Source organism: Janthinobacterium fluminis (genome assembly GCF_028595325.1).
Taxonomy (GTDB): domain Bacteria; phylum Pseudomonadota; class Gammaproteobacteria; order Burkholderiales; family Burkholderiaceae_D; genus Janthinobacterium; species Janthinobacterium fluminis.
On the sequence record NZ_JAQQXR010000009.1, the window covers coordinates 90179 to 109073 of the forward strand.

Sequence of the window (18895 nt, forward strand, 5' to 3'; positions counted from 1 at the left end):
CTTACTGCCCCGCTGGCTGGCTCGCGTCGTTGGCGCTGCGGATGGTGCACATCAGGTCCGCTTCCACCGCGACTTTGCCGTCGACGCTGCCGACGGCCTTGTATTTCCAGATGCCGCGCGACACGCGCACGATCTCCACGTCCATCCGCAACTGGTCGCCCGGCTCGACCGGCCGCTTGAAGCGGGCGTTGTCGATGCCGACGAAGTAGACCACCGAGTTCTCGTCCGGCTTGATGTCCATCGTCAGGAAGGACAGGATGGCGGCGGTCTGCGCCATCGCCTCGATCATCAAGACGCCCGGCATCACCGGCTTGTGCGGGAAGTGGCCGTTGAAGAACTCCTCGTTGACGGTGACGTTCTTGATCGCCGAAATCGTCTTGCCCGACTCCCAGTCCAGCACGCGGTCGACCAGCAGCAGCGGATAGCGGTGCGGCAGATACTGCTTGATCTGGTGGATGTCGAGGGTCTTCTTTTGTTCTGTGGTAGTGGTCATGTTTGCTCTTGATTTGTCAGTGTTTTAATTGTTTTTTCCAGCGCCCGGATTTTATCGCGCAGCGTCGACAGATTGCGCACGATCGCCGCGCTTTTTTCCCAGTCGGCGTTTTTCGCCAGCGGATAGAAGCCCGTGTACTGGCCCGCTTCGAGGATCGAGCGCGACACCATGCTGCCCGAGGACACATGGACGCGGTCGGCGATGCTCAGGTGGCCCAGCACCATCGCGGCGCCGCCGAAGGTGCAGTACTTGCCGATGACGGCGCTGCCGGCCACGCCGACGCAGCCGGCCATCGCCGTGTGCGCGCCGATGCGGCAGTTGTGGCCGATCTGGATCTGGTTGTCCAGCTTGACGCCGTCCTCGATGACGGTGTCGGCCAGCGCGCCGCGGTCGATGGTGGTGTTGGCGCCGATGTCGACGTCGTCGCCGATGATGACGCGGCCGGTCTGCGGGATCTTGATGTAGACCCCGCCCTCGTTGGCGAAGCCGAAACCGTCGGTGCCGATGACGGCGCCGGAGTGGATGATGCCGCGCGCGCCGATTTGGCAGCGGGCGTGGAAGGTCACGTTGGCGAACAGGTGGGTGGCGGCGCCGATGACGGCCTCGCGGCCGACGAAGCAGCCGGCGTCGATGACGGCGCCCTCGCCGATGACGGCGCCCTCGCCTATCGTCACGTGCGCGCCGATGTGGGCGCTGGCGGCGATGACGGCGCCGGCGCCGATGCTGGCGCTGGCGTCGACGCCGGGCGCCGGCGCGACCTCGCGCTGCGCGGCGAAAAACTGCGCGGCGCGGGCGAAATACGCGTAGGGGTTCGGCGTGACGATGCGCGCGCCGGCGTAGTCCGGCGCGACGACGGCGTCGTCGGCGGCCGAGAGGATCAGCGCGGCCGCCTGGCTGGCGGCGGCCTGGCCGCGGAACTTGCTGTTGCTCAGGAAGCTGATGTGCGAAGCGTCGGCGTCGGCCAGCGGCGCGATGCCGCTGACCTGCAGGTTGGGGTCGCCCTGCAACTGTCCGCCGAAGCGTTCGACCAATTCACCCAGTCGAGTGCCCATCATAATATGTCCAATCTTGTTTGTTGCCCGTCCGGGGCGGACGGCGCAACGCGCCCCGCCCGCCCGTCGCGGTGTCTTACTTGTCGAGCGCCTTCAGCACCCTGTCGGTGATGTCGATGCGCGGGTTGAACCACAGCGCATCCTGCAGCACCACGTCATAGCCCTCGGCCAGCGCCATCTTCTGGACGATCGCGTTGGCCTTCTCGGCGATGGCGGCGCGCTCCTCGTTGGTGCGCTGGCTCAAGTCCTCGCGGAACTCGCGCTGGCGGCGCTGCAATTCCTTGTCCAGCTCGAAGTACTCGCGCTGGCGCTTGGCGCGCTCGCTTTCGTTCAGGCCGGGCAATTCCTTTTCCAGCTTGTCGCTGGCCACCTTGAAGCGCGCGCCCAGCTCCTGCACGGCCTTTTCGCGCGCCTTGAACTCCTCGGCCAGCTTCTCGCTGGCCAGCTTGGCCAGCTTCGACTCGTGATACAGACGCTCGGAGCTCAACCAGGCGATCTTCGACTCCTGGGCCTGGGCCTGCACCGGCGCCAGCGAACACCAGCACAATGCAAGCGCGGCAAGATACTTGGGCAGGGTTGCGGTTGCAGTCTTCAACGTAATTCTCCGTGGTCAAAAAAATAAGGGGCCGCGCACGGCGCTTAGAAGCCGGTGCCCATCTGGAACTGGAACGGTTCCGTGCGGTCGCCCGGCTTCTTGTTCAGCGCCTTGCTGTAGCTCAACTTCAGCGGGCCGACCGGGGAAATCCAGCTGATCCCCAAGCCTGCAGAATAGCGCAATTCCGAGGCGCGCAGTTTTTGCCCTTCCTGGTAGACCTGGCCGCCGTCGACGAAGCCGAACCAGCGCAGGCTGCGGTCGCTGCCCGAGCCGGGGAAAGGCAGTTGCAATTCGACGCTGCCCATCAGCCGCGAAGCGCCGCCCAGCGCATCGTTGGTGCTCGGGTCGGCGGCGCCCAGCGAGGAACTCTGGTAGCCGCGCACCGAGCCGATGCCGCCGCCGTAGAAGTTCTTGAAGACCGGATAGGCGTTCTTGCCGATGCCGTGGCCGTAGTCGATCTCGCCGCGCAGGGCCAGCGTGACGCTGCGGAACAGCGGACGGTAATACTGCTGCTCGTAGATGGCGCGGTAGTATTTCTGGTTGCCGATCAAGTCCACTTCCAGGTTGGCGCGCTGGTAGCGGCCGATGGACGGCGTCAGCGCGCTGTCGCGGCTGTCGCGCTGCCACGAGGCCGTCAGCGGCACGGCGTTGGTGGTGGCGCTGCCGATGCCGTCGGCCGGGCCGCCGTTGTCGCGCACGTAGTTGCGGAAGCGCAGCGGGCTGGTGGCGTCCGTCTCGATCTTGGTGCGCTCCAGGCCGGCGCCGAAGAACACCGTGTCGCTCTCGGAGAACGGCACGCCGAACTCGATCTTGCCGCCCTGCTGCTTGACCTTGTAGCTGCCGATGTTGAGGGCCGGCGGAATCGTCGTGCGCAGGTACAGCTCGAAGCGGCGCGACACGCCGTCGTCGGTGAAGTAGGGGTTGGTGTGCGAAAACGCGATGGTGCGGCTGTAGTGGCTGGTGTTCAGCTCCAGGCCGACGGTGTTGCCGCTGCCGGCGAAGTTGGCCTGCGAAATCGCCGCCGAGAAGGTGAACTTCTCGGCCTGGGAAAACGCGCCGCCTATCATGAAGTTGCCGGTCGGTTTTTCCACGACGGTCAGGTTGACGTCGACCTGGTCGTTGGTGCCCTGGGCTTCCGGCGTGTCGATGGTGACGTCCTTGAAGTAGCCGAGGCGGTCGACGCGGTCGCGCGACAGCTTGATCTTGTTGGCGTCGTACCACGACGATTCGAACTGGCGGAATTCGCGGCGGATCACCTCGTCGCGGGTGGTCGTGTTGCCGGCGATGTTCATGCGGCGCACGTAGACGCGCTTGCCCGGGTCGACCAGGAAGGTGAACGACACCTCGCGCTTCTCGCGGTTGATCTCCGGATTGGCGTTGACGTTGGCGAAGGCGTAGCCGAAGGTGCCGAGGCGGTCGGAGATGCGCTTGTTGCTGGCGGTGAGCAGCTCGCCCGAATAGACGGCGCCCTTCTTCATCAGCAGCAGCGACTTCAGCTCGTCCTCGCGGCCGAACATCTCGCCTTCCAGCTTGCTGTCGCCGACCGTGTACTTCTCGCCCTCGGTCAGGTTGATCGTGATGTAGATGTCCTTCTTGTCCGGCGTGATCGACACCTGGGTCGAATCGACCTGCATCTCGATGTAGCCGCGGTTCAGATAGAAGGACTTGAGCGCCTCGATGTCGCCGGTCAGCTTGGTCTTGGAATACTGGTCGGCCTTGGTGTACCAGCTGAACAGGCCGCTGGTGTTCAGGGCCAGTTGCTCGCGCAGCTCCTTGTCGGCAAATGCCCTGTTGCCGACGATGTTGATCTGCTTGATGCGGGCCACCTCGCCCTCGTCGACGGCGAAGACGACGTTGACGCGGTTGCGCTCGATCGGCGTGACGGTGGTGGTGATCTTCACGCCGTACAGGCCGTGCGACAGGTACTGGCGCTTGAGCTCCTGCTCGGCGCGGTCGACCGAAGCCTTCTCGAAGAACTTCGCCTCGCCGACGCCGATCTCCTTGAGCGCCTTGACCAGGATATCCTTTTCGAATTCCTTGGCGCCGGTGAACTCGACGCTGGCGATGGCCGGGCGTTCCTCGACCAGCACGACGAGCACGTCGCCGTCGACCTCCAGGCGCACGTCCTTGAAGATGTTGGTCGCGTACAGGGCTTTGATGATGGCGACGCTCTTGTCGTCGCTGAAGGTTTCGCCGACGCGCACCGGCAGGTAGCTGAACACAGTACCAGCCTCGGTGCGCTGGATACCCTCGACGCGGATGTCCTTGACGACAAATGGCGCCACGGCCAGCGCCTGGCCGGAGCAGAAAGCCAGTACGGCGGCGCCGATCAGGCTGAGACGAAAGGAAGGCAAGGCAAAACGGTCAGAGTGTAATTTCATTGGCTAAATCAATGGATAAATCATTGGACAACACGCACAAAATGAATGCCTGTACGAACGGCGCCGACGTTCAGGTCAGCAGCCGCGCAACGTCGTTGAAAACGGCAAGCGCCATCAGGGTCAGCAACAATCCCACGCCCAGACGCTGGGCGATCTCGCCGACACGCTCCGGAATCGGGCGTCCGGTCAAAACTTCCAGCGAATAATACAGCAAAAGCCCCCCATCTAAAACCGGAATGGGTAGCAAATTCATCACACCCAGACTGATACTGATGAAGGCGATGAAGCTCAGGTAGCTGACGGCGCCGATGCGCGCCGTCTGCCCGGCGTAGTCGGCGATCGTGATCGGCCCCGTCACATTCTTCCACGAGGCCTGGCCGGTGATCATCTTGCCCATCATTTTCAAGGTCAGCACGCTGGTGTCCCAGACCTTGACGACGGCCTTCCCGGTGGCCGCCAGCGGCGCCGCTGCCACGACCATCATATCCGGCCGCTGCGCGACCTCGGCCTTGATCTTACCAACTGTTACAGCTGCCTCGACCTCGGCATCGGGCGTGACGTCGAGCTCCATCGGCACGCCGGCGCGGCGCAGCGCCACGCGCAGCGTGCGCCCGGGGGCGGCGCGCACCAGGTCGACCAGCGCCGGGCCGTTGGCCAGGGGCCGTCCGTCCACGCTGACCAGCAGATCGCCGGCGCGCAGGCCGGCGCGCTGGGCCGCGCCGCCGTCCTGCACCTTGCCCAGCACGGGCGCGGGGCGGGCCAGCGTGATGCCGGCCTGGCCCAGCACGTCGCCTTCGAGGTCGAGGCCGGCCAGCGCCGCCGCCGGCAGGGCCGCGCCGACGCGGCCGCTGCCGGGACGCTCGACTTCCAGGCGCGCGCCCTGCTTGTCGAGCGCCGCCTGGATAATCTGCCAGCGCAGCTCGGACCAGACGGCGACGGGCTCGCCGTTGACGGCGACGACGCGGTCGCCGGAACGCAGCCCGGCGATGTCGGCGGCGCTGTGCGCGGTGGCGGCGCCGAGCCGGCTGACGGGTTCCTCGATGCCGTACATGTACAGGCCGGCGAACACGCCGATGGCCAGCAGGAAGTTGGCGAGCGGGCCGGCGGCGACGATGGCGATGCGCCGCCACACGCTCTGGCGCGTGAACTCGCGCCGCAAGTCGTCCGGCGACAGCGCGCCCAGGTCTTGCTCGCGGCCGTCCAGCATCTTCACATAGCCGCCCAGCGGCAGCGCCGACACGGCCCACTCGGTCTGGTCAGGGCCGAAGCGGCGCGACCAGACGACCTTGCCCATGCCGACGGAAAAGCGCAGCACCTTGACGCCGCACCAGCGCGCCACCCAGTAGTGGCCCAGCTCATGGATGACAATCAGCGAGCCGAGGGCGACGAAAAACGCCAGCAGTGTCTGCAGCAGGTTCATCGCGCCGGTCCGCCGGCGATATAGCGTTCGGCGGCGGCGCGCGCCAGCCCGTCCTGGGCCATCACGGCCTCGATGCTGGAGGCGGCGCCGCCGGCGACCGTCTCGATCACGTGGCGCACCACGCGGTCGATCTGGCGGAAGCCGATTCTCAGGTCGAGGAAGGCTTGCACGGCCACCTCGTTGGCCGCGTTCAGCAGCGCCGGCGCGGTGCCGCCGGCGCGCAGCGCGTCGAAGGCCAGGGCAAGGCAGGGGAAACGGGCGAAATCGGCGCGCTCGAACTGCAGCGTGGCGATCTGCGCCAGGTCGAGCTGGGCCACGCCGGAGTCGATGCGCTCCGGGTAGGCCAGCGCGTGGGCGATCGGCGTGCGCATGTCCGGGTTGCCCAACTGGGCCAGCACGGAGCCGTCGACGTAGGACACCATCGAATGGATCACGCTTTGCGGATGGATCAGCACCTCGATCTGCGCCGCCGGCGTGCCGAACAGCCAGTGCGCCTCGATCACTTCCAGGCCCTTGTTCATCATCGTCGCGGAATCGACGGAAATCTTGCGCCCCATCACCCAGTTCGGGTGCTTGCAGGCTTGTTCGGGCGTGACGGCGTCGAGGCTGTCGACGGCGCGCGTGAGGAAGGGGCCGCCCGAGGCCGTCAGCACGATCTTCGCCACGCCGGCGTCGGCCGGCGCCCTGCCGTAGCCCCGCGGCAGGCACTGGAAAATCGCATTGTGCTCGCTGTCGATCGGCAGCAGCACGGCGCCGCTGGCCTGGGCCGCGTCGATGAAGAGCTGGCCCGACATCACCAGCGCCTCCTTGTTCGCCAGCAAAACCTTCTTGCCGGCGCGGGCCGCGGCCAGCGTCGGCGCCAGGCCGGCGGCGCCGACGATGGCGGCCATCACGGCGTCGACCTGGGCGTCGGCGGCGATGGCGCACAGGGCCGCCTCGCCGTAATCGACCTCGGTGCGCAGGCCCTTGGCGCGCAGCAAGGCCGTCAATTGCGCGGCGGCGGCGGCGCTGCCGACCACGGCGCGGGCCGGGCGGAAGCGCTCGCACTGGGCGGCCAGCGCCTCGACCTTGCTGTGGGCGCTCAGCGCGAACACGCTGTAGCGCTCCGGGTGGCGCGCCAGCACGTCCAGCGTGGACACGCCGATCGAGCCGGTGGCGCCGAGAATGGTGATGCGTTGCATAGAAACTTCCTTCAGAGCCAGGTGCCGATCAGCGCGGCCAGCGGCAGCACCGGGAGCAGCGCGTCGATACGGTCGAGCACGCCACCGTGGCCGGGCAGCAGATTGCTGCTGTCCTTGATGCCGGCGCGGCGCTTGAGCATGGATTCAAACAGGTCGCCGACGACGCTGGCGGCGGCGACGAGCACGAGGATGGCCAGCGCGGCGGCCCAGCCCAGCGCGCCCTGCAGGCGCACGGCGAAGGTGTCGGCCAGGGCCGGCACGGACGGCGCCAGCGCGACGCTGAGCGCGGCCAGGGCCAGCACGGCGACGCCGCCGCCGAACGCGCCCTCCCACGACTTGCCGGGGGAAATGGAGGGCGCCAGCTTGCGCTTGCCGAAGGCCTTGCCGGAGAAATAGGCGCCGATGTCGGCGATCCACACCAGCGCCATCACCGACAGCAGGTAGGCGGGCGAATGGCGGAACAGCGCGACGATGGCGGCGAAGCAGGCGACGATGGCGACGGCGTACACCATGCTGAGCAGCGTGTTGCCCAGGCCGGCCGGCGGCGGCAGGCCGGTGCCCAGGGCCGGCGCGAAGCGCAGCGCCCAGATGGCCACGCCGAGCGTGAACCAGAAACGCGGCTGCGGGTCGACGGCGCCGGACAGGAAGACGTAGACGAAGGCGGCCGCGCACACGGCGGCGATCGGCAGCGCGCGCGGGTTCTTAAACAGGCGCAGGCTTTCCCAGATGGCGGCGGCGAAAAACGCCGTCGCCACCGCCGCGAAGGCGGGGAAGTGCTTGAAGAACAGAACCGGCAGCAAGACCGCCAACAAGACCACGGCGGTGATCATCCGAGTTTTCAGCATCAGCTAGCCTTCTCCGCCAATTGGGCGCCCGTGCGGCCGAAGCGCCGCTCGCGCTGCTGGTAGGAGGCGATGGCCTCGTCGAGGCTGGCCGCGCCGAAGTCGGGCCAGTACGTGTCGGTGAAATACAGCTCCGTGTAGGCCAGCTGCCAGAGCAGGAAATTGGAAATGCGTTCTTCGCCGCCGGTGCGGATGAACAGGTCGGGCTCGGGGGCGTAAGCCATCGCCAAGTGCGGCGCCAACTGTTCCTCGGTGTAGCCGCCGGCCGGCTGGCCGCCCTGCGCCGTCATGCTGTTGACGGCCTGCATGATGTCCCAGCGTCCGCCGTAATTGGCGCAGATCGTCACCGTCAAACGCGTGTTGTCGGCCGTCTTGCGCTCGGCGCTGGCGATCATCGCCTGCAGCTGCTCGTTGAAGCGCGACAGGTCGCCGACCACCTTCAGGCGGATGTCATTGGCGTGCATCTTCGCCACTTCCCGCTCCAGCATCGTCACGAACAGGCGCATCAGCAAAGACACCTCCTCCTCGGGGCGGCGCCAGTTTTCCGAGCTGAAGGCGAACAGGGTCAGGTACTCGACGCCGCGCTCGACGCAGGCCTCGACGACGCCGCGCACCGCCTCGGCGCCCTTGACATGGCCGGCCACGCGGGGCAGGAAACGCTTGGTGGCCCAACGGCCGTTGCCATCCATGATGACGGCGACATGGCGCGGCACGCGCGGGGCGTCCGGTACTGCAGAGGTGGAACTCGTATGTTTCATGAAAACGCTAAAGCCAAATAATGAAAGTATCGCATTAAATACGCGGCGGGCCCGCCACGCCAGGCGCGGCGGGCCCGCCCATTGCCACTAGACGGTCAGCACTTCCTTCTCTTTTTCGACGACCATCTTGTCGATGTCGGCGATGAACTTGTCGGTCAGCTTCTGCACTTCGTCGGACGAGCGGCGCTCGTCGTCTTCCGAACAAGCCTTGTCCTTGACCAGCTTCTTCAGCGATTCGTTGGCGTCGCGGCGGATGTTGCGCACGGCGATCTTGGCGTCTTCCGCCTCGGTCTTGACCAGCTTGACCATCTCCTTGCGGCGCTCTTCCGTCAGCGGCGGGGTCGGCACGCGGATGATGTCGCCCTGGGCCGAGGGGTTCAGGCCCAGATCGGCGTCGCGGATGGCTTTTTCGATGGTGTTGGCCATCTTCTTTTCGAACGGCTGCACGCCGATCGTGCGGGCGTCCATCAGCGTCACGTTGGCCACCTGGCTCAGCGCGGTTGGGCAACCGTAGTACTCGACCATCACGTGGTCGAGAATGCCGGTGTGGGCGCGGCCCGTGCGGACCTTGGCCAGATCGGCCTTCAAAGTATCGAGCGACTTGCTCATACGTTCCTGCGTGTTCTTTTTGACGTCAGCTAAGGACATGCTGCTCTCCAGTGTCTTGAAAAAAATGGGTGAATATTAAACGTGAACCAGCGTGCCTTCGTCCTCGCCCATGACGACGCGCATCAGCGCGCCCGGCTTGACGATGGAAAACACCTTGATCGGCAATTTCTGGTCACGGCACAGGGCAAATGCGGTCGCATCCATGACTTGCAAGTGTTTGGCGATGGCCTCGTCGAAAGTAATCGTTTCGAAGCGCGTCGCGTGCGGATCCTTCTTCGGGTCGGCCGTGTAGACGCCGTCGACCTTGGTCGCCTTCAACACGATCTCGGCGCTGATTTCCGAACCGCGCAAGGCGGCGGCCGTGTCGGTCGTGAAGAAGGGATTGCCGGTGCCGGCGGCGAACACGACGACCTTGCCCTCTTCCAGATACTGCAGGGCTTTCGGGCGCACATACGGCTCGACCACCTGTTCGATGCCGATCGCCGACATGACGCGGGCGGTGATGCCGACATGACGCATGGCGTCGGCCAGCGCCAGCGCGTTCATCACCGTCGCCAGCATGCCCATGTAGTCGGCGGTGGCGCGGTCCATGCCCTGGGCGCCGGGCGCGACGCCGCGGAAGATGTTGCCGCCGCCGATGACGATCGCCAGTTCCACGCCCAACTTCGCCACCTCGGCCACGTCGGCCACCATGCGCTCGATCGTGGCGCGGTTGATGCCGTACGGGTCGTCGCCCATCAGGGCTTCGCCGGACAGTTTGAGGAGGACGCGCTTGTAGGCTGGTTTTGACATGAGCTGGGGCTCCTAAATAAGGTTATTCGAGTATGACATGCCGCGCCCGCCGCACAATGGCGGCCGCGGCATCTGCGCCTGCGCCCGGGGGCGGCAGGCGGTCCGGCCTGGCGGCGGCGCCGGCGGCAAGCTGCCCGCCATCGCGCCGCGCCAAAAAAACGGGCCTCTCGGCCCGCTTTTATTACGCTCCCTGGGAGGCAGCCATTTGCGCCGCCACTTCCGCAGCGAAATCGTCTTGCTTCTTCTCGATGCCTTCGCCGACGACATACATCGCGAACGATTTCACCGAGGTGTTTGCCGCTTTCAGCATCTGCTCAACGGACAGCTTGTCGTTTTTCACGAAAGCCTGGTTCAGCAGCGACACTTCCTTCAGGTACTTCTGCACGGAACCTTCCAGGCGTTTCGCCAGGATCTCGGCCGATTGCGCAGGCTTGCCTTCGGCGGCCGCTTTGGCGGCGTCTTCTTCCGCCTTCAGTTTTGCCACCGAACGCTCTTTTTCGATCAGCTCGGCCGGCACTTCGTCGGACGACAGCGACACCGGCTTCATCGCGGCGATGTGCATCGCCACGTCTTTGCCGACTTGCTCGTCGGCGCCGTCGAATTCGACGACCACGCCGATGCGCGAACCGTGCAGGTAGGTGGCCAGCTTGGCGCTGGTGTCGAAACGCTGGAAGCGGCGGATCGTCATGTTTTCACCGATCTTGCCGATCAGCGCGGCGCGCACCTCGTCCAGCGTCCGGCCGTCCAGCGGCAAGGCCAGCAGGGCGGCGACGTCGGCCGGGTTGTGCTCGGCGACCAGGCGGGCGGCGTTGTTCGCCAGCGCCAGGAAGTCGTCGTTTTTCGCGACGAAGTCGGTTTCGCTGTTGACTTCGACCAGCGCGCCCACGCCGCCGGAAATGAAGGATGCCACCACGCCTTCAGCGGTGATGCGCGCCGACGCTTTCGATGCCTTGCCGCCCAGTTTGACGCGCAGGATCTCTTCCGCGCGGGCCATGTCGCCGTCGGCTTCGGTCAGTGCTTTTTTGCATTCCATCATTGGTGCGTCGGTCTTGCCGCGCAATTCGCCTACCATCGCTGCTGTAATCGCTGCCATGTGTTTCTCCTGATTCGGTGGGTGTGATGAGGGGGGATCAAAACTATCGGACCCGCCGCGCCCCATACGGATTTGCTTAAAAAAAAGGGGGAGCTGCTGCCACCCCTTCTTCCACTACATTGTCAAGCTATCGAACGACAGACTTGCGATTACGCTTGCTCGTTGACTTCCACGAACTCGTCGCCAGCGCCAGCCTTGATCATTTCAACGACTTCGTTGCTTGCGTTGGCACGGCCTTCGATGATGGCGTCAGCCACACCGCGGGCGTACAACATGATCGCTTTCGACGAGTCATCGTTACCAGGGATAACGAAGTTCACGCCTTCCGGGGAGTGGTTGGTATCGACCACGCCGATGACCGGGATGCCCAGTTTTGCCGCTTCGGTGATGGCACCTTTGTGGTAGCCAACGTCGACGACGAAAATCGCGTCAGGCACGCCGCCCATATCCTTGATACCGCCGATGGATTTTTGCAGCTTGATCATTTCGCGCGAGAACATCAGCGCTTCTTTTTTCGACAGCTTCTCGACGGAACCGTCTTCGATTTGCGCTTCCATGTCTTTCAGACGCTTGATCGAAGTCTTGATCGTTTTGAAGTTAGTCAGCATACCGCCCAACCAACGTTGATCGACGAAAGGAACGCCAGCGCGTTGCGCTTCAGCGGCGATGATTTCACGCGCTTGACGCTTGGTGCCGACCATCAGGATGGTGCCGCGGTTCGATGCCAGTTGACGCACATGCGTCATCGCTTCTTGATACATAGCCATCGTCTTTTCCAAGTTGATGATATGGATCTTGTTGCGGTGACCGAAGATGAATGGAGCCATTTTTGGGTTCCAAAAACGGGTTTGGTGACCGAAATGGACACCGGCTTCCAGCATTTCACGCATTGTTACGGACATATTAACTCCAGGGTTGGGTCTGGAATCCGATCAGTCACCATAGAGGCACCCTTGTCGACCGGATTCGCGTTTATAAACTAACTTTAGGTTTTATTTACAACATTGCCCGGAAAATGATAATCCAAGCAACCCAAGATTCTACCCCAAAATGCCATGAGAGATCAAGTGCGGCGTGCGCCGCACCGGGCCAGGCCGCACCGGGCCGGGCCGGCCTAGCTGAGCTGGCGGATGACGAACGGTGTCTTGCCCGAGACCAGGCGCTCGATGTCGTCGACGACGCAGATCTCGATGTGCATGTCCTGCGGCACGAAGTCGCGCAGATTGCTCAGCAGCCGCGCGCGGTCGAGCGGGCCGCCGCGCGGGTCGGCCACCACGCGCACCTCGATCGCCTCGCGCACCCGCTGCACCACCTGCATGCGGATCAGGCCGCGCACGCCGTGGGCCGCGTGCGTCAGCCCGACCAGCACCTCGCCGCGCGGCGAGATCAGGTGCTCCTTGTCGCGCCCCTGGATCGCCAGCACCGGCTTGAGGCCGAGCTCGACGTCGTCGAGGTCGGCGCGCGTGTAGCTGCCGGGCACGATGGCGCGGTCGCCGGAGCGGTAGCGCACCAGCGGCATGGCCTCGTTCCAGAAGCCGGTCGCGACGATCTCGACGGCGCGGCAGCCGGGCGGCGCCTCGGCGTCGTCGAGCGGCAGCAGCTCGACGCGGCCGTAGGCGGGGTTGAAAAAATAGGCCTCGGGCGCCACGGCGACCGCCAGCGCGACCCGCTCGGCCATGCCGTAATAGTCGATGACGGTGGCGTTGAAGGTCGACGCCAGCAGCGCGCGCGCGTTCGGCTGCAGCATTTCGGACGAGGAGAACAGCAGCGGAATGTTCAGCGTCACGCCCTGCTCCCGCATGAAGCGGGCCAGCGCCTCGGCCGAGCTGGGATGGGTGAACAGCAGCTCGGGCCGGAAAGACTTGAGCTCGTCGACAAACCAGCCGGCCGTGGCCGGGCTCAGGTGGTTCGACGACAGCAGCAGACGGCGCCCCGCGCCCCGGTACACGCCGTAGGGCGGCGCCGCCTCGCTGGGCGGCTTGACGTGGTCGGCGCGCAGCCGCGCCAGCCGGGCGCCGCCGAAGCTGGTGCCCCAGCGCGCCATCAGGTCGTCGGCAAAGGCCTGCTCGCTGGCGACGCAGCGCAGCGAGCGCAGCAGCCGCAGCGGGATGCCGGTGGTGCCGCTGGTGGCCGCCTTCACGCGCAGCAGCCCGGGCGTGCGGAAGCGCTCGGGGTGGTCGCGCAGCGTGGCCTTGTCGAGCAGCGGGCGCTGCTCCAGCGGCACGCCGGCCGGCAGCCCGTCCGGCAGCCGCGCCGCCCAGGACAGCGTGCGCGCGGTCAGCCGCTCCGACAGCGCGCGCCTGCCGTCGCGGTCCAGGGTGTCGAGGCTGCGCAGCAGCGCGCGCAGCGGCCGGTAATACAGCGGATTGTGGCGCAGCAGGCGGTCGACGCCCTCGTTTTGCCTGAGCAAGCCGCGCAAGCGCTTAAAGGCCGTGGACATGGCGCGCCTCAGCCGAGCACGGCAAAATCGATAGGCTTGAAGCAGCCATTGTTCGACCCCTCCGCCGAGCACGCCGTCAGGCCGCAGACCATGTCCATTTCGGCGCGCAGTTCGATGTAGTCGCCCGCCTTCGAGGTCGGCACGCCGACCGTCACCACGCCGGCCGGGTCCATTTTGACGTTCATGAAAATGTTGAAGGTGGTGCCGATCTGCGGCGCCTCAATGCCGTAGCGCTGCAAGCCCTTGAGCAAGTTCTCGAAGCAACTGGGATGGTGCCCCTCGTGCTTGTATAAAATCTCGAACATTTCCTGGCTACACGGCGTCAGCAGGAAATCGTGCAGGCCGACGCTGTCGGCGACGATGGTAAACATCGGCTTGCTGTTGTTCGAGTACAAGATGTCGCCGGTCGTCAGGTAGATGTGGCCGGCGTAGTCGAGCGAGCGCCCCGACGACAGCGCGCAGCCATGCTCGCCCTCGGCGAACGCAAACAGGTCCGAGACTTGCTCGCCCATCGGGTCGACCACGCGCAGCACCTGGCCGCGCCGGATGGTGAAGGAAGTGCCGCTCTGCGGTGGAATGCGCTGGTACTCTGGATGACTCATGGTGTTGTGTCGCTTTTCGGTTGAGGGTGGAAGGGGCATTGCCAGTTATCGGGAACGGCCCGACCGGAGTACTGCCGCGCCTCCGAGCCGCTGCCGAAGGTGCTGAGCATCGGGTTGTGCGAACCCTGCAGGGCCATGTCGCGGGCGCGTATGATCTGTTTCAGCATTTCAAATTTGCCCCGCTGGCGCAGGAGCTCGAACTGCTCGTGCAGGTTGAAGGCCAGGGCCGGGTAGGGAAACACCCGCGCCCGCCGCGACGCCGCCGGGTGCAGGCCGACGATGAACATGCCGTGCCCGCCCATGCTGAAGGAGAATTGGTCGGCGCGGGGGTCGCAGGCGACGCGCGCATCCCAATCGAAGTGCCCGGCGTCGAGCGCGTGCATGGCCTGCAACTGGCGCCACAGCGCTTGCTCGAACTGCAACTCGGAATTGCCCGCACCGCCGCGAAACAGCGCGACATAGGTGACGAAACGGTCGTCCAGCACGGCGAACTCGTGGCAAAACTCGTACAAGTCGTGGCACAGGGCGGCCACCGCGGCGTCGCTGGCAAGCGCGGGATACAGGCCGAAGCGGTAATCGCGCCGATTGAAGGCCGAGCGCGCGCCGACGCAGGGGAAGCCCGCGCCGGTCACCAACTCGCGCAACTGCCGGTGCGCGACGACGACGGCAGGATCGACACCGGCATCGGCCAAGGGCCGCAGCACCGCCTCCCGGCAGGCGGCATAGCTGGACAAACCGGGCGCGCGCGCCGCCGTCGCCAACGGGTTCCAAGGCCGCGGATTGGCCGCCGCGGGCTGCGCCTCAGGCGCCGCGCCGGCGCGGCGGCAAAGCATTTCGCTGGACATCAGTATTCTCGCCGATCAAATGCCCCCGCTCCAACGGAGACGCAGGCACTACTGGTTGCAGACATACCATCCCTGCCTGTAGGGCGACGCGCACGCGACAAACCGGCAGCACCAGCCTGCCGGTCTGAGCAATGTTAAGGCGCTGTAATATTAACAGCAATTTAGATTGCAAAATCGCAATTCAGATATATTTTTTACATCTGTTGCTGCGCCGCCGCAGCGGCCGCCGGCGGCCCGGCCGGCGCCCGCCCCCGGCCAAGGGCGGCGGATGGGGCAATTCAGCCACCAGTCGTTTATAATTTCGGCATATTGCAGTCGGCCGCCGCACCCCGCGCGCCGCCCTGCCCACCGATTCATTCCGCTTTTGCTGATTGCGACCCACTATGTCCACCATCCGTATCAATACCCCAGAAGACATCGCCGGCATGCGCGTTGCCGGCAAGCTCGGCGCCGAGGTGCTCGACTACATCACCCCCTTCGTCAAGGCTGGCGTCACCACCGGCGAACTGGACCGCCTGTGCCACGAGTACATGGTCAACGTCCAGGGCACCATCCCGGCGCCGCTGAACTACTGCCCGCCCGGCTACACCCCGTATCCGAAGGCGATCTGCACCTCCGTCAACGACGTCATCTGCCACGGCATCCCGGGCGACAAGGTCCTGAAGAACGGCGACGTCGTCAACCTCGACATCACCGTCATCAAGGATGGTTACCACGGCGACAACAGCCGCATGTTTTTCATCGGCGCGCCGTCCATCCTGGCCAAGCGCCTGTCCGACATCACCTTCGAGTGCATGTGGCTGGGCATCGCCAAGATCAAGCCGGGCGCCCACCTCGGCGATATCGGCCACGTCATCCAGCAGCACGCCGAGAAGGCCGGCTATTCGGTGGTGCGGGAGTTTTGCGGCCACGGCATCGGCAAGGTCTTCCACGAGGAGCCGCAGGTCTTGCATTACGGCCGCCCCGGCACGCTGGAGCGCCTGGAGGCCGGCATGATCTTCACGGTCGAGCCGATGATCAACGCCGGCCGCCGCGACATCCGCGAAATGGGCGACGGCTGGACCATCAAAACCAAGGACCGCAGCCTGTCGGCGCAGTGGGAGCATACGGTGCTGGTCACCGAAACGGGCTACGAAGTGCTGACGGTGTCGGCCCTGACGCCGCCGCCGCCCGCCTGCATCGCCAACGCCGCCTAAGACCGCAATGCCCGCCGCCGCGATGAAACAGCAACTGCGCGAGCAGTTGAAGCGCCAGTTGAAGGCCGACCGCCAGGTGGTCATCGCCGCCTTCGAGGCCGACGGCAAGCCGGAGAAGCTGTTGCGCAGCCTGCGCCACAGCGTCGACGCGGTGCTGGCCGGCGCCTGGCAGGCGGCCGCGCTGCCGGCGGACACGGCGCTGGTCGGCGTCGGCGGCTACGGCCGCGGCGAGCTGTTCCCCTATTCCGACGTCGACCTGCTGATCCTGCTCTCGCACGCCCCCGACGCGGCCACCCGCGAAAAGCTGGAGGGGCTGGTGCAACTGCTCTGGGATCTGGGCCTGGAGATCGGCCACAGCATCCGCACCGTCGACGAGTGCATGAGCGAGTCGCGCGCCGACATCACCGTACAAACGAGCTTGCTGGAGGCCCGCCTGGTCTGCGGCGACGCCGCCCTGTTCGCCGAGCTGCAGCGGCGCTACCGCGAGGCGCTCGACCCGCAGGCGTTTTTCCACGCCAAGACGGCCGAGATGCGCCAGCGCCACGCGAAGTACGAGGACACGGCCTTCAGCCTGGAGCCGAACTGCAAGGAGAGCCCGGGCGGCCTGCGCGACCTGCAGGTGATCCTGTGGGTGGCCAAGGCGGCCGGCCTGGCCAGCTCCTGGCGCACGCTGGCCACCGGCGGCCTGATTACCCAGACCGAGGCGCGCCAGTTGATGGAGAAGGAGCGCGCCTTTAAGGACATCCGCGTGCGCCTGCACCTGCACGCGGGGCGGCGCGAGGACCGCCTGGTGTTCGACGTGCAGACGGCGATCGCCGAGTCGGTCGGCCTGCAGGCCACCGGCAGCGGCGTGCACATGCGCCGCGCCAGCGAGTACCTGATGCAGCGCTACTACTGGGCCGCCAAGACGGTGACCCAGTTGAACACGATTTTGCTGCAGAACATAGAGAACCGCCTGTTCGCCCAGGCCAGCGAGGCGGTGGCCATCAATCCCCGCTTCAACGAGGTCAACGGCCTGATCGACATCAGCGCCGACAACACCTTCGCGCAGAACCCCTCGGCGATGCTGGAGATTTTCCTGCTGATGACGGCGCACCCGGAGCTGAAGGGCATGACGGCGCGCGCCACCCGCGCGCTGTGGCACGAGCGCTTCAAGATCGACGCCGCGTTCCGCCAGGACCCGGCCAACCGCGCGCTGTTCCTGCGCATCCTGCAGGCGCCGGTGGGCGTCATCCACGCGCTGCGGCGCATGAACGATTTGAGCATACTGGGGCGCTATCTGCCGAATTTCCGCCGCATCGTCGGCCAGATGCAGCACGACCTGTTCCATGTGTACACGGTCGACCAGCACATCCTGATGGTGGTGCGCAATATGCGCCGCTTCACGATGCCCGAGCACGCCCACGAATACCCGTTCTGCAGCCAGCTGATGGCCAATTTCGCCCAGCCCTGGCTGCTCTACGTGGGCGCGCTGTTCCACGACATCGCCAAGGGCCGCGGCGGCGACCACTCGAAGCTGGGCACCGTCGACGCCGCCCAGTTCTGCCACGAGCACGGCATGGCCGCCGAGGACAGCGCGCTGGTCGTCTTCCTCGTCGAGAACCACTTGACGATGTCGCAGGTCGCGCAAAAGCAGGACTTGTCGGACCCGGACGTGATCCAGGCCTTCGCCAAGGTGGTGCGCGACGAGCGCCACCTGACGGCCCTGTACCTGCTGACGGTGGCCGACATCCGCGGCACCAGCCCGAAGGTGTGGAACGCCTGGAAGGGCAAGCTGCTGGAAGACCTGTACCGCATCACGCTGCGCGTGCTGGGCGGCGAGCCGCACTCGGCCGACCGCGAGCTGAAGAACCGCCAGCAGGAGGCGCTGGCCACGCTGCGCCTGTACGGCCTGCCGCCGGACGCCCACGAGGCGCTCTGGCAGCAGCTCGACGTCGCCTACTTCCTGCGCCACGACGCCTCCGACATCGCCTGGCAGACGCGCTCGCTGTGCGACCGCCTGAACAGCGACAAGCCGGTGGTCAAATGCCGTCTGGCGCCGATCGGCGAGGGTTTACAGGTGGCCGTCTACACGCCCGACCAGCCCGACCTGTTCGCCCGCATCTGCAGTTATTTCGACCGCAAGAACTTCAGCATCCTCGACGCCAAGATCCACACGACGCGGCACGGCTACGCCCTCGACACCTTCCTCGTCACCGAACAGAACTTCGCCAAGAGCTACCGCGACATCATCAGCCTGATCGAGCACGAGCTGGGCGAGCTGCTGCTGTCGCAGGCGCCGCTGCCGCCGCCCGGCAAAGGCCGGCTGTCGCGGCTGTCGCGCACTTTCCCCTTCCAGCCGACGGTGGACCTGCGCCCGGACGAGCGCGGCCAGTACTACCTGCTGTCGATCGCCGCCAACGACCGCACCGGCCTGCTGTACGCCATCGCCACCGTGCTGACCAAGTACCGCGTCAACCTGCACACGGCGAAGATCATGACCCTGGGCGAACGGGTCGAAGACGTCTTCCTCGTCGACGGCGCCACGCTCAACAACGCCCGCAACCAGATTTTGCTGGAAACCGATTTACTCGACGCGCTCAAGGTGTGAGCCGTC

Annotated in this window: 17 protein-coding genes; 2 read left to right on the forward strand and 15 right to left on the reverse strand. The window is 65.8% G+C overall.

What is annotated here, in order from left to right; genetic code table 11:
- Position 1: 1 nt before the first annotated feature.
- The 15 genes from fabZ to gntA all read right to left on the reverse strand — a co-directional run bounded on the left by fabZ (position 2) and on the right by gntA (position 15103).
- Positions 2-493 carry a 3-hydroxyacyl-ACP dehydratase FabZ gene (fabZ, locus tag OIK44_RS20335; RefSeq protein ID WP_273673424.1) on the reverse strand — a complete coding sequence of 164 codons (492 nt, stop codon included), beginning with the start codon at positions 491-493 and terminating at the stop codon, positions 2-4.
- Positions 490-1545, reverse strand: a complete 1056-nt coding sequence (gene lpxD / locus OIK44_RS20340; RefSeq protein ID WP_273673578.1) for a UDP-3-O-(3-hydroxymyristoyl)glucosamine N-acyltransferase — start codon at positions 1543-1545, stop codon at positions 490-492. Before lpxD ends, fabZ begins: the two co-directional genes overlap by 4 nt.
- A 76-nt stretch (positions 1546-1621) precedes the next feature.
- Entirely contained in the window at positions 1622-2140 is a 519-nt protein-coding gene (locus tag OIK44_RS20345) for an OmpH/Skp family outer membrane protein (protein ID WP_273673426.1), read from the reverse strand.
- Positions 2141-2184: 44 nt separating this feature from the next.
- Complete coding sequence (bamA, locus tag OIK44_RS20350) at positions 2185-4521, reverse strand: outer membrane protein assembly factor BamA (protein ID WP_273673428.1); 2337 nt, start codon at positions 4519-4521, stop codon at positions 2185-2187.
- Between the two features lie 70 nt (positions 4522-4591).
- The gene (gene rseP / locus OIK44_RS20355) at positions 4592-5941 is read right to left on the reverse strand and encodes an RIP metalloprotease RseP (RefSeq protein WP_273673430.1); all 1350 of its coding nucleotides are present in this window, start codon (positions 5939-5941) and stop codon (positions 4592-4594) included.
- A complete protein-coding gene (gene ispC, locus OIK44_RS20360) occupies positions 5938-7122 on the reverse strand; it encodes a 1-deoxy-D-xylulose-5-phosphate reductoisomerase (RefSeq protein ID WP_273673432.1) in 1185 nt (394 codons plus the stop codon). Before ispC ends, rseP begins: the two co-directional genes overlap by 4 nt.
- Positions 7123-7133: 11 nt before the next feature.
- Positions 7134-7967, reverse strand: a complete 834-nt coding sequence (locus OIK44_RS20365) for a phosphatidate cytidylyltransferase (protein ID WP_273673434.1) — start codon at positions 7965-7967, stop codon at positions 7134-7136.
- Entirely contained in the window at positions 7967-8722 is a 756-nt protein-coding gene (uppS, locus tag OIK44_RS20370; protein ID WP_273673435.1) for a polyprenyl diphosphate synthase, read from the reverse strand. Before uppS ends, OIK44_RS20365 begins: the two co-directional genes overlap by 1 nt.
- An 87-nt stretch (positions 8723-8809) precedes the next feature.
- The gene (gene frr, locus OIK44_RS20375; protein WP_273673437.1) at positions 8810-9370 is read right to left on the reverse strand and encodes a ribosome recycling factor; all 561 of its coding nucleotides are present in this window, start codon (positions 9368-9370) and stop codon (positions 8810-8812) included.
- Positions 9371-9406: 36 nt separating this feature from the next.
- On the reverse strand, positions 9407-10123 hold the full coding sequence (gene pyrH / locus OIK44_RS20380; RefSeq protein WP_273673439.1) for a UMP kinase: 717 nt from the start codon (positions 10121-10123) through the stop codon (positions 9407-9409).
- Between the two features lie 181 nt (positions 10124-10304).
- Positions 10305-11216: a translation elongation factor Ts gene (tsf, locus tag OIK44_RS20385; protein ID WP_273673441.1), complete on the reverse strand. Its 912-nt coding sequence runs from the start codon at positions 11214-11216 to the stop codon at positions 10305-10307.
- Positions 11217-11365: 149 nt separating this feature from the next.
- Positions 11366-12118, reverse strand: a complete 753-nt coding sequence (rpsB, locus tag OIK44_RS20390) for a 30S ribosomal protein S2 (RefSeq protein WP_273673443.1) — start codon at positions 12116-12118, stop codon at positions 11366-11368.
- A gap of 212 nt (positions 12119-12330) precedes the next feature.
- A complete protein-coding gene (locus OIK44_RS20395; protein ID WP_273673445.1) occupies positions 12331-13656 on the reverse strand; it encodes a phenylacetate--CoA ligase family protein in 1326 nt (441 codons plus the stop codon).
- An 8-nt stretch (positions 13657-13664) separates the two neighbouring features.
- Positions 13665-14258 carry an urea carboxylase-associated family protein gene (locus OIK44_RS20400; RefSeq protein ID WP_273673447.1) on the reverse strand — a complete coding sequence of 198 codons (594 nt, stop codon included), beginning with the start codon at positions 14256-14258 and terminating at the stop codon, positions 13665-13667.
- The gene (gene gntA / locus OIK44_RS20405; RefSeq protein WP_273673448.1) at positions 14255-15103 is read right to left on the reverse strand and encodes a guanitoxin biosynthesis heme-dependent pre-guanitoxin N-hydroxylase GntA; all 849 of its coding nucleotides are present in this window, start codon (positions 15101-15103) and stop codon (positions 14255-14257) included. The genes OIK44_RS20400 and gntA overlap by 4 nt, the downstream gene beginning before the upstream one ends.
- A 383-nt stretch (positions 15104-15486) precedes the next feature.
- Between gntA and map the strand changes: the two genes are divergently transcribed.
- The gene (map, locus tag OIK44_RS20410) at positions 15487-16299 is read left to right on the forward strand and encodes a type I methionyl aminopeptidase (RefSeq protein WP_273673450.1); all 813 of its coding nucleotides are present in this window, start codon (positions 15487-15489) and stop codon (positions 16297-16299) included.
- A gap of 22 nt (positions 16300-16321) precedes the next feature.
- On the forward strand, positions 16322-18889 hold the full coding sequence (locus OIK44_RS20415) for a [protein-PII] uridylyltransferase (RefSeq protein WP_273673453.1): 2568 nt from the start codon (positions 16322-16324) through the stop codon (positions 18887-18889).
- Positions 18890-18895: the final 6 nt, after the last annotated feature.